The 10,466-nt window shown below is 64.7% G+C and carries 11 protein-coding genes and 1 pseudogene; 5 read left to right on the top strand and 7 right to left on the bottom strand.

The window, feature by feature from the left end; translation table 11 throughout:
• Positions 1 to 224 (top strand): annotated as a pseudogene (locus P1X14_RS20665) (Ppx/GppA family phosphatase); the annotation flags it as partial.
• On the opposite strand, the gene P1X14_RS20660 reads toward P1X14_RS20665, so the two are convergent.
• The 3 genes from P1X14_RS20660 to rnd are packed head-to-tail and all read right to left on the bottom strand — an operon-like array spanning position 221 to position 2,049.
• Positions 221 to 529 carry an I78 family peptidase inhibitor gene (locus tag P1X14_RS20660; protein ID WP_277317310.1) on the bottom strand — a complete coding sequence of 103 codons (309 nt, stop codon included), beginning with the start codon at positions 527 to 529 and terminating at the stop codon, positions 221 to 223. The pseudogene P1X14_RS20665 and the gene P1X14_RS20660 sit on opposite strands and share 4 nt — an antisense overlap.
• 60 nt (positions 530 to 589) lie before the next feature.
• Positions 590 to 877, bottom strand: coding sequence for an I78 family peptidase inhibitor (locus tag P1X14_RS20655; protein WP_277317309.1), 288 nt, complete (start codon positions 875 to 877; stop codon positions 590 to 592).
• A complete protein-coding gene (gene rnd / locus P1X14_RS20650) occupies positions 874 to 2,049 on the bottom strand; it encodes a ribonuclease D (protein ID WP_277317308.1) in 1,176 nt (391 codons plus the stop codon). Before rnd ends, P1X14_RS20655 begins: the two co-directional genes overlap by 4 nt.
• A 145-nt stretch (positions 2,050 to 2,194) precedes the next feature.
• Between rnd and aspS the strand changes: the two genes are divergently transcribed.
• The 3 genes from aspS to P1X14_RS20635 are packed head-to-tail and all read left to right on the top strand — an operon-like array spanning position 2,195 to position 5,867.
• Positions 2,195 to 3,991 (top strand): aspartate--tRNA ligase, encoded by a 1,797-nt coding sequence (gene aspS / locus P1X14_RS20645; RefSeq protein ID WP_277317311.1) that lies wholly within the window; start codon positions 2,195 to 2,197, stop codon positions 3,989 to 3,991.
• Positions 3,988 to 5,040 carry a S41 family peptidase gene (locus tag P1X14_RS20640; RefSeq protein WP_277317307.1) on the top strand — a complete coding sequence of 351 codons (1,053 nt, stop codon included), beginning with the start codon at positions 3,988 to 3,990 and terminating at the stop codon, positions 5,038 to 5,040. Before aspS ends, P1X14_RS20640 begins: the two co-directional genes overlap by 4 nt.
• Before the next feature lie 50 nt (positions 5,041 to 5,090).
• Complete coding sequence (locus P1X14_RS20635) at positions 5,091 to 5,867, top strand: polyphosphate kinase (protein ID WP_277317306.1); 777 nt, start codon at positions 5,091 to 5,093, stop codon at positions 5,865 to 5,867.
• On the opposite strand, the gene P1X14_RS20630 is transcribed toward P1X14_RS20635, so the two are convergent.
• Both P1X14_RS20630 and P1X14_RS20625 read right to left on the bottom strand, forming a co-directional pair.
• Entirely contained in the window at positions 5,864 to 6,304 is a 441-nt protein-coding gene (locus P1X14_RS20630) for a hypothetical protein (protein ID WP_277317305.1), read from the bottom strand. The two genes, P1X14_RS20635 and P1X14_RS20630, sit on opposite strands and share 4 nt — an antisense overlap.
• A 58-nt stretch (positions 6,305 to 6,362) precedes the next feature.
• On the bottom strand, positions 6,363 to 7,094 hold the full coding sequence (locus tag P1X14_RS20625) for a hypothetical protein (protein WP_277317304.1): 732 nt from the start codon (positions 7,092 to 7,094) through the stop codon (positions 6,363 to 6,365).
• A 315-nt stretch (positions 7,095 to 7,409) separates the two neighbouring features.
• Between P1X14_RS20625 and P1X14_RS20620 the strand changes: the two genes are divergently transcribed.
• A complete protein-coding gene (locus tag P1X14_RS20620) occupies positions 7,410 to 7,694 on the top strand; it encodes a hypothetical protein (protein ID WP_277317303.1) in 285 nt (94 codons plus the stop codon).
• Between the two features lie 88 nt (positions 7,695 to 7,782).
• Here P1X14_RS20620 and rpoD read toward each other — a convergent pair whose 3' ends face one another.
• Both rpoD and P1X14_RS20610 read right to left on the bottom strand, forming a co-directional pair.
• On the bottom strand, positions 7,783 to 9,813 hold the full coding sequence (gene rpoD / locus P1X14_RS20615) for an RNA polymerase sigma factor RpoD (RefSeq protein WP_277317302.1): 2,031 nt from the start codon (positions 9,811 to 9,813) through the stop codon (positions 7,783 to 7,785).
• A gap of 43 nt (positions 9,814 to 9,856) precedes the next feature.
• Entirely contained in the window at positions 9,857 to 10,363 is a 507-nt protein-coding gene (locus tag P1X14_RS20610) for a hypothetical protein (RefSeq protein WP_277317301.1), read from the bottom strand.
• Positions 10,364 to 10,466: the final 103 nt, after the last annotated feature.

The following is a 10,466-nucleotide window of genomic DNA, read 5'->3' as shown; positions in this document are numbered from 1 at the left end:
AGGCGCTGGCGCTGGCGATGCAATGGGGTCTGGCGATCCGCCTGGGCCAGCGGCTGAGCGGCGGCGTGGCCGCACCGCTCAAGCGGTCGCGGCTCGCGCTGGCCACGAACGCGGTGTGGCTGGTGCTCGAACCGCGCGATGCGGCGCTTTATGGCGAAGCCGTGGAAAAGCGACACAAGGCGCTGGCGACCGCGATGGGGCGCAAGGCCGCGCTGGAGGCCTAGCCGCAGCGTATATCGTGGACCACCCCGTCGCGATCGACATGGATATTGAGCCGGCGCGCGCGATAATCCTCGGTCACGACCGTATCCGGTGCGATCCAGCGGACGCTTTCCGCCCCGGAAACCAGCGGGATGCGGCGTTCCAGGTCCGGCGTGCGCGCCATGCCCATCGCGATCCTCTTGGCTGCAACCACACCGCAGTGCTGCTGCGGAGGGGCCCCAGCGATGAGCTCCGGCGGCGGGGGGCGGTGGCAGGTCATCGCGCCGAGCAGCAGGGGGATCGGTAGCAGGATCATCACGCGGTTCATGGCAGCCCTCCCTCAGGAGCGCGCATCAGGCCTGCGGAATGGTGAACCTGTGCTGACCGGTCAGCTGCAATAGAAGCGGGTAATCACGCCCTTGTCGTCCAGCGCTACGTTCAGCCGGTCCTCGCGATAATCCATCGTCACCGCCATGCCGGGAGAGATCCAGCGGATGCTCTTCGCGCCCGAAAGCTTCGCGACTTCTGTCGAGATTGCATCGGTGCGCTTCTTGCCAACGAACTTACCGACCTTCTCGGCGCCGCATGCCGTGGGCGGCGCGGGGGTCGAGGCGGGGGGCGGAGGCGCACAACTCACCAGCGCGAATCCGATCAGCGGGATGGTCAGGCGAATCATTCGGGTTCCTCCGTCCGGGTCATCTTGAGCTTTCCGTTCTTGACGGTGAACCCAAGCTGACCCTCGACGAGGGCGAGCGCATCGCGGCCGAACTGTTCGTAGCGCCAGCCCTCGAGGATCGCGATGCCCTCGCGCTGGCCTGCCGCCAGCGACTCGAGATCGTCGCTGCGCGCCAGCAGCTTGGCGGCGACGTTGATTTCCTTGGCGCGAATCTTGAGCAGCAGCTTGAGCAGGTCCGCGACCAGCGCGCCGTCCTTGCCCAGCGCCGGCTTGCGATCGTCGCGCGGGGGCAGCTCGGCCGCGGTCATCGGCTGGGCGTCGGCGAGCGCTGCCATCAGGCGGCCGCCGATATCGTTGCCGCTCCACGCAGGCGAAAGGCCACGGACCCGGCCCAGATCGGCCTGCTTGCGCGGCGGATTGGCCGCCAGATCGGCCATGGTCTCGTCCTTGACGATACGGCCGCGCGGCAGATCCTTGCCCTGCGCCTCAAGCTCGCGCCAGCGGGCGAGGGCCTTCAGGCGGCCGAGAACCTCGGGCTTGCGGCTGGAAACACGGACGCGCTGCCATGCCTGATCGGGATCGTTGCGGTAATTCTCTGGGTCCGCGAGCCGTTCCATCTCCTGATCGAGCCAGGCGCCGCGGCCGGTCTTCTTCAGCTTGTCCAGCATGCGCGGGAAGATTTCGGAGAGATAGGTCACGTCGCAGATCGCGTAATCGATCTGGCGCTTGTCGAGCGGGCGGCGCGCCCAGTCGGTGAAGCGCGCACCCTTGTCGACCACGATGCCCAGATAGGTATCGACCAGATTCGAATAGCCGATCTGCTCGCCCTGGCCGAGCGCCATCGCCGCGACCTGCGTATCGAACAGCGGGTGCGGGGTCTTGCCGGTGAGGTTGTAGACGATCTCGATATCCTGCCCGCCGGCATGGAAGACCTTCAGCACATCCTCATTCTCGGTCAGCAGATCGAGCAGGGGGCCGAGATCGATGTTCGGTGCCAGCGGATCGATCGCCGCGGCTTCCTCGTCATCCGCGATCTGGATCAGGCAGAGTTCGGGCCAATAGGTATTCTCGCGCATGAACTCGGTGTCGACGACGACATAGGGCTTGGTGGCGAGGCGGGCGCACAGATTGGCGAGCGAGGCGCTGTCTTCGATCAGGTCGTGGATATGCATCATGGCCCCATAGACATGTTGTCCGCCTTGACAAAGGGGCGTGTGGCGGGGATTCGCGCGCGCTGATCTATTTTGTGCCGCCCAACGCGCCACAAACGACATCCATCTTGAAGAAACTCCCGGAATCCGGGGGATGAGGAACCGAATGCACGCCTATCGCACGCATAACTGCGCCGCACTTCGCGCCGAACATGTCGGCCAGGAAGTTCGCCTGTCGGGCTGGATCAACCGCACGCGCGAGCATGCGAACGTGCTCTTCGTCGACCTTCGCGACCATTATGGCGTCACCCAGGTGGTGATCGAGACCGACTCGGAGCTGTTCAAGCTGGTCGACGCGGTTGGCCCGGAATCGGTGATCACGGTGACCGGCAAGGTATCGGCGCGCTCGCCCGAGACGCTGAACCCCAAGCTGCCCACCGGCGAGATCGAAGTGTTCCCCAGCGCGGTGGTGATTCAGTCGGCCGCCGAGAAGCTGCCGCTGCCGGTGTTTGGCGATGCGGAATATCCGGAGGAAATCCGCCTCAAGAACCGCTTCCTCGACCTGCGCCGCGAGCGGCTGCACAAGAACATCATGCTGCGTTCGAACGTGATCTCGTCGCTGCGCCAGCGGATGATCGGGCAGGGCTTCACCGAGTTCCAGACGCCGATCCTGACCGCGAGCAGCCCCGAGGGCGCGCGCGACTATCTGGTTCCCAGCCGCGTGCATCCGGGCAAGTTCTACGCGCTTCCGCAGGCGCCGCAGATGTTCAAGCAGCTGCTGATGGTCGCCGGCTTCGACAAATATTTCCAGATCGCTCCCTGCTTCCGCGACGAGGACGCGCGCGCCGACCGTTCGCCGGGCGAGTTCTACCAGCTCGATTTCGAGATGAGCTATGTCACGCAGGACGATGTGTTCGCGGCGATCGAGCCGGTCCTGCACGGCGTGTTCGAGGAATTCGCGGACTGGGACGGCAAGGGCCGCACCGTTTCGCCGCTGCCGTTCAAGCGCATCCCGTACAAGGAATCGATGGCCAAATATGGCAACGACAAGCCGGACCTGCGCAACCCGCTGCTGATCAGCGACGTCTCGGAATTCTTCAAGGGATCGGGTTTCGGCCGCTTCGCGTCGATGGTCGAGGCGGGCGATGTGGTCCGCGCGGTCGCCGCGCCGAACACGCATGAGAAGTCGCGCAAGTTCTTCGACGAGATGAATTCCTGGGCGCAGAGCGAAGGCTTCCCGGGCCTCGGCTATGCCACGCAGAAGGACGGCGTATTCGGCGGCCCGATCGCCAACAATCACGGCCAGGATGGCATGAAGGCGATCGCCGACGCGATGGGTCTTGGCCCGAACGACGGCATCTTCTTCTCGGCGGGCAAGGAAGCGCAGGCGGCGAAGCTGGCGGGTCTGGCGCGTACGCGCGTCGCCGATCAGCTCGACCTGATCGACAAGAGCCGCTTCGAATTCTGCTGGATCGTCGATTTCCCGATGTTCGAATATGACGAGGACGCGAAGAAGGTCGACTTCAGCCACAACCCCTTCAGCATGCCGCAGGGCGAGCTGCAGGCGCTGGAGACGATGAACCCGCTCGATATTCTCGCCTATCAGTACGACATCGTCTGCAACGGCGTGGAACTGAGCTCGGGCGCGATCCGAAACCATCGCCCGGAGATCATGTACAAGGCGTTCGAGATCGCCGGTTACACCCAGGCGGACGTCGACACGAACTTTGCGGGCATGATCAACGCGTTCAAGTTCGGCGCGCCGCCGCATGGCGGTTCGGCACCGGGCGTGGACCGCATCGTGATGCTGCTGGCCGACGAGCCGAACATCCGCGAAGTGATTGTCTTCCCGATGACGCAGAAGGCCGAGGACCTGATGATGCAGGCCCCGGCGGAAGTGTCGCCGAAGCAGCTCAAGGAACTGCATATCCGCCTCGCGCCCGGCATCGACGGGCCGAAATGAGGTTGCGCGGCTGGGCCGCACCGGCGGCGTTCGCGCTGACGGTTCTGGCCCAGCCTGCCGCCGCGCAGGCATTCGACGCGCGCACCTATCTGGACGAAGCGATCGCGGTGGTGCGCGCCAAGGCGCTCTACGCCGACCGCGTCGACTGGGATCGTGTGTCGGCCGAGGTCCATGCCGAGGGCGATGGCGCGGCCGACGTGTTCGGCACCTATCCGGCGCTGGTGCGGCTGGTCCGCGCCCTGGGGGACCATCACAGCTTCCTCCAGCTTTCCGATGAGCGAGCCACCGCCTATCGCGCGGCCCGTGGTGGCGATTTCGCCTATCCTCCGGCACCGGGCGGATCGCGAACCGCGGATCGCAGCTATTATGGCCGCAACGATCCGCTGGCCTCGGATCGCGTCGTGCGGGGGCAGCGGATCCGCACGGTGATCGTGCCGCCCTTCATGGGGGATCGCGGCGCCACCGCGGCCTATGCCGGGGTGCTGCATCGCCAGCTTGCGGGCGGACCGCGGCCGTGCGGCTATATCGTCGACCTGCGCGGCAATAGCGGCGGGAACCAGTGGCCGATGCTGGCAGGTCTCTCGATGCTGCTCGGGGATGGCGTGCTGGGCGGCTATACCGGCCACGAGGGCGACGAGAACTGGTTCACCGATCAGGGCAAGGCGGGGATCGTCACCGCGGATGGCAAGCGGCATGTGCTGGTAGTGGTGGCCGGATGGGTCGCAACGCCCGGCGCGGCAAGCGCACCAGTGGCGCTGCTGATCGATGGCGGCACCGCGAGTTCGGGCGAGATCGTGGGCGTGGCATTCAGCGGGCGGGCGCAGACCCGGCGCTTCGGACGGGCGACATTCGGCGTCTCGACCGCGACGCAGGGGTACCGCTTGTCCGACGGTGCCAATCTGGTCCTCGTCACTGACGTGACCCGCGACCGGACGGGGAAGGTCTTTGCCGAAGGGCTCGACCCGGACGTGGCGGTGAAGGCCGGGCCGGGCGATCCGGATCGTGCTGCAGCCGAAGGCTGGGTCGCGGGGCAGTGCCGGTCGCGGTGAGCTGACGGGACCCTCTCCCCATTGGGCAGTGGAAGGGTTAGGCTGGCCGCATGACCATCGATCTTTCCGACTTCGAATCCGGCGACAAGTTCGACGGGAAATACAATCACGAACTCGCCAAGCTGCAGAAGCGGCTGAGCCATATCCAGACCGCGCATATCGTCCACAAGCGACGCGCCATCGTGCTGTTCGAGGGTTGGGATGCGGCAGGGAAGGGCGGGATCATCAAGCGGCTGACCGCCGAATGGGACCCGCGCTATTTCGAGGTCTGGCCGATCTCCGCGCCCAGTACCGAGGAACTGTCGCACCATTTCTTGTGGCGCTTCTGGCAGCGGCTGCCCGCGCAGCACAATATCGCGGTATTCGACCGCAGTTGGTATGGCAGGGTGCTGGTCGAGCGGGTCGAGGGCTATGCGTCCGAGACCGAATGGCGGCGCGGCTATGACGAGATCAACGCGTTCGAGAAGCAGCATGTCGAGACAGGCGCGACGTTGGTGAAGATCTTCGTCCATGTGACGCAGAAGGAGCAGGACAAACGACTGCGTGACCGGCTGGAGCATCCGTGGAAGCGCTGGAAGACGGGTCTCGACGACTATCGCAACCGCGCAAAGCGGCCCGAATATCTCGACGCGATGCACGAGATGTTCGAGCGGACCTCGACCAAGGCCGCGCCCTGGGTGGTGATCGACGGCAACGACAAGAAGGCCGGACGGATCGCCGCGCTGACCGCGATTGCCGACGCGCTGGAAGCCTGTGTGCCGATGGACCCGCCCAAGCTGGATCCCGAGGTAGAGAAGGTGGCGAGAAAGGCGCTGGGGAAGGGCTAGAGCAGCAACAGCATCGTCAGCGGCAGGATTGTGCCCGCCGCGAGCATGACGATCGATGCGTTGCGGGTCGCGCGGGTGTTCAGCGCGATCACCACGCCCGTCACCGCGGACAGGATCAGGCCGATCGCCATCAGCGTGACGAAAATCTTGAGCGGGAGCGTGTAGTGCTTTTTCGCGGGGGCTGGCGCTGGTGCGCTTGCCTTCGGTGCGGCGGGTGCAGCTTTCGGGGCGGGCTTCGGCTTGGGCGGGGCCTGATCCATGTGGAAGGCGGCGACCCAGCTGATCCAGGCGGGCGGCGTGCCGCCATAGCCCTTGGCTTCCTGCAAGCGGAACGTCTGCAGCGCGCCGCTCAGCGAGAACAGGATGATCGCAGGCGCGAAGAAGACGCCGAGATAATAGTGATAGCGCCGCGCGCTACGCATCGTCTGGGCCTTCATCGCATTCCCCCTTGTCCTAATGGGAGGGTTAGGGGCGTTTGCGTTGCGAGGCTATCCGTCAAATGGACGCGGGCCGGGCGGCCTCATAGGTCAGGCTGAACGCCGCACCCGCCATCGACGCGATCAGGCCGACCGCGAGCGAATCCAGCACCATGATCGGCCATAGCAGCACCGCAGGCTGGCCGACCGCGATCCAGTGGAAGCCGTAATGCAGCGCCATGCCGGGCGCATAGGCCGCGACCAGCAGAACGAGCAGGAGCGGGACCCAGCGCCATTCGCGCCAGTAGAAATTGCGCCAGTAATTCCCGAGCAGCCCGACCCGGCGGTCTCCGGCCAGCGCGGCGACGATGGGGACGATCAGCGGGAGCGTCACGAGGCTGAAGACGGTGTAGAGCGTGTAGTAGAGCCAGACAGGCACATAGGCGCGCAACAGATCGGGAATGCCGGGGACGAAGGCGAACAGCAGCGCGGCGACGATCAGCGGCACCCAGGCGATCTGGTCGAGCCGCCACCATTTGCCGCCATTGGCGCGGGCACCCCAGTATCGCGCGGTGGCCAGCATCGCGATCAGCAGTCCGGCGAGCTTGAAATAGCCGGCGGTCCAGCGCTGCGGATCGTTGGCGAGGGCATGACCGGCGGCGCGGCTGTCGAACATGCCGATCTTGATCTCGACGATGTGCTGGACGAATTCGGGGATCACCACGATCGCGACGATCACCGGCGCGATCAGGAACAATACGAAGCCGCGGCGATAGAGTTCGCGCAACTGCTGCCAGGTGAATTGGATCATCGCGAATACCCCCTGCGATGAAGCTGGGGAGCGGAGCCATCCGCGTCAATGCCCCGCAACGGGGTTCACGATCCTATGGTGATTTCAGCGGCCCTATTTCACCGGAGCGCTCGGCCCGAGACCGCCGCACTCCGGGAGCTATTGGAGCGCGGCGGCCCTTCCCGGCCCGCCTGGGCGGGGAAATCCTTTCAGGCCGATATAACGCAAGTGAAACCGGACGATGATTCAAGTGTTTAAGCCCCGGTCGCTTTCCTTGTCGGCATGTCGCTGAACGTCGGAACCGGCATTTCGTTTCGCTCAACAGAGGGGATTCGCATGAACCGCAAATATCTGATCGCCGCCGCCATCGTGGCCGCACTTCCGCTGGCCGCCTGTGGTCCGAAGACCCCGGCTGCCGAGAACGCACTCGCCAATGCCGAAGCCGTTGCCGACGATCTGGACAATACCGCTGCCGACATTCGGTCGGACGCCGACAACCGCGTTGACGCGATCGGAAGCGGTGCCGAGAACCGCGCGGATGCCGTCGAGGAAAAGGCCGATGCCGTGCGCGACGCCGGCGCGAACACCGCCGCGAAGATCGACGAGAAGGCGGGTCACTGATCCTTCACGCCGCTTCCCGCGGAGTCGTGCAAATGAAAAGGCCGGGGATCGCTCCCCGGCCTTTTCTGTTTCAACTCGAAGCGCTGGCTTACTGATCCAGGAACGAGCGCATCTTGCGGCTGCGGCTCGGGTGCTTGAGCTTGCGCAGCGCCTTCGCCTCGATCTGACGGATACGTTCGCGGGTAACGCTGAACTGCTGGCCGACTTCCTCGAGCGTGTGATCGGTGTTCATGCCGATGCCGAAGCGCATGCGCAGCACGCGTTCCTCGCGCGGGGTGAGGCTGGCAAGGACGCGGGTGACCGTTTCCTTCAGGTTCGCCTGGATCGCCGCGTCCACCGGGATGACGGCGTTCTTGTCCTCAATGAAGTCGCCCAGATGCGAATCCTCCTCGTCGCCGATCGGCGTTTCGAGGGAGATCGGCTCCTTGGCGATCTTCATCACCTTGCGGACCTTTTCGAGCGGCATCGACAGGCGCTCGGCCATTTCCTCCGGCGTGGGCTCGCGGCCCTGCTCGTGGAGGAACTGGCGGCTGGTCCGCACCAGCTTGTTGATCGTCTCGATCATGTGGACCGGGATGCGGATCGTGCGCGCCTGATCCGCGATCGAGCGCGTGATCGCCTGACGGATCCACCAGGTCGCGTAGGTCGAGAACTTGTAGCCGCGGCGATACTCGAACTTATCGACCGCCTTCATCAGGCCGATATTGCCTTCCTGGATAAGATCCAGGAACTGCAGGCCGCGATTGGTGTATTTCTTCGCGATCGAGATCACGAGGCGCAGGTTCGCCTCGACCATTTCCTTCTTGGCGATACGCGCTTCGCGCTCGCCCTTCTGGACCATGTTGACGATGCGGCGGAACTCGCCGAGCGCCATGCCGGTCGCCTGGCTGATCTCGCTGATCTCGATTCGGATACGATCTACCGCGCCAGCTTCGTTCGCGGCGAAGGCAGCCCATTTCTTGTCGATCTTCTCGACCGTGGCGATGAAGCTCTCGTCCAGCTCGTGATCGACATAGCGATCGAGGAAGTCCTTGCGGTTCACCTTGTGGCGTTCCGCGAGGCGCAGCATCTGGCCGCCCAGCGCGGTGAGGCGCCGGTTGAAGCTGTAGAGCTGATCGACGAGATATTCGATCTTGGCGTTGTGGAACTGGACCGACTCGACTTCGGCGGTCAGGTCCTCGCGCAGCTTCTGATACTTGCGCTCTTCCGCACCGGGCAGCTCGCCGCCGGCCGCCATCGAATCGAGGCGCTGCTGCTGGAGCTTGCTGAACTTCTTGTAGATCGCAGTGATGTTGGCGAACCGCTCCAGCGCCTGAGGCTTGAGCTGCTCTTCCATCTGGGCGAGGCTGAGGGTGTTATCTTCCTCTTCGTCGTCCGAAGGCCGCGGGGCGCGGCGCTCGGTCATCGAATCCTCGTCCTCCTCGTCGGCCGAAGCCTCCTCGGGCTCTTCCTCTTCCTTGAACGACGCGCCGGCGGTCTTCTCGCTGATTTCGCCGTTATCGTCTTCCTCGGCACCCTCGACCTGCTCCGCCGACGGACCCTTGGAGAGCATGGCGTCGAGATCGAGGATCTCGCGCAGCTGCATCGTGCCTTCGTTAAGGGCGTTCGACCAGGCGATGATCGCGTTGAAGGTGATGGGCGATTCGCACAGGCCCAGGATCATCGTGTCGCGACCGGCCTCGATCCGCTTGGCGATGGCGATTTCGCCTTCGCGCGAGAGCAACTCGACCGCGCCCATTTCGCGCAGATACATGCGCACAGGGTCGTCGGTACGATCGACGACTTCCTTCTTCTTGGTTTCGAGCGCAGGACCGCCATCGTCGTTGCCGCTATCGGCATCGACCTCGTCCGGGGTATCGTCTTCGGCTTCGCCGTCTTCGCCGGCTTCCTCATTCTCGACGACATTCACGCCCATGTCGTTCAGCGCCGACATGACGTCCTCGATCTGCTCCGAGGTCATCTGATCCTGCGGGAGCATCTCGTTGAGCTGGTCGACGGTGATGTAACCGCGCTTCTTGGCGCGGGCGACAAGCTTCTTGAGCGTGCCTTCGTTGAGGTCGATCAGCGGCGCGTCTCCGGTTTCGCCGGTATCCGCGTCCGCCATGGGTGCCTTCGCCATCAAATGCCCTCGAAAAACTGATGGCGGCTATTTTAATCGCCGCCTAATCGTCCAAATCTTCTTCATCCGCAAGTATCAGATTTGCAAGGCGTGCCTCCAGCTCCTGACGCTTCCGCGAAAGCGCGACCTGACGGGCGAACGCTTCCTCTGAACCATCCCTGCTGAGCGCAGCCGTTGCCTCGGCGAGCGCGGCGTCCACCGCCGGCTGCGCCACCATAACGGCGATCGCCTCATTCAGATCCTCACGCGCCCTCGCTTCGTCCACCGTCGTGCGGCGGGTGAAGGAGAAGGGAAGCGTGTCGGCTCTCAACAGATCGCTCGCCACCTGATCAAATCCGGATTTCGCCAATATGGTGAGGATGCGCGCGCTATCAAGCTGTTGGTCCTCCAGCGCGACATCGATCACCGCTTCGAACAGCTTGCCGAGCGCGCCGGAGGCGTTCCGCAGGCTGCCAAGCACCTCCATATGGCGCGCGATCTCTGCGGGATGGCGGATCAGTCCGGCGAGAACGGCGCGGGCGAGGATCGGATCGAGGCCGCTGGCCTGCACGCCCTTCACCTTGTCCGACGGCGGTGGTTCGGGCGGCTGCCATCCGCCGCGGCCGCGGACGTTGCGGCCGCGCTGCGGGGATGCCTGACCGCGGGGCTGGAAC

The organism is Sphingomonas sp. AOB5 (assembly GCF_029433115.1).
Lineage (GTDB): Bacteria > Pseudomonadota > Alphaproteobacteria > Sphingomonadales > Sphingomonadaceae > Sphingomonas.
This window is presented reverse-complemented; position numbering and strand designations above follow the sequence as displayed.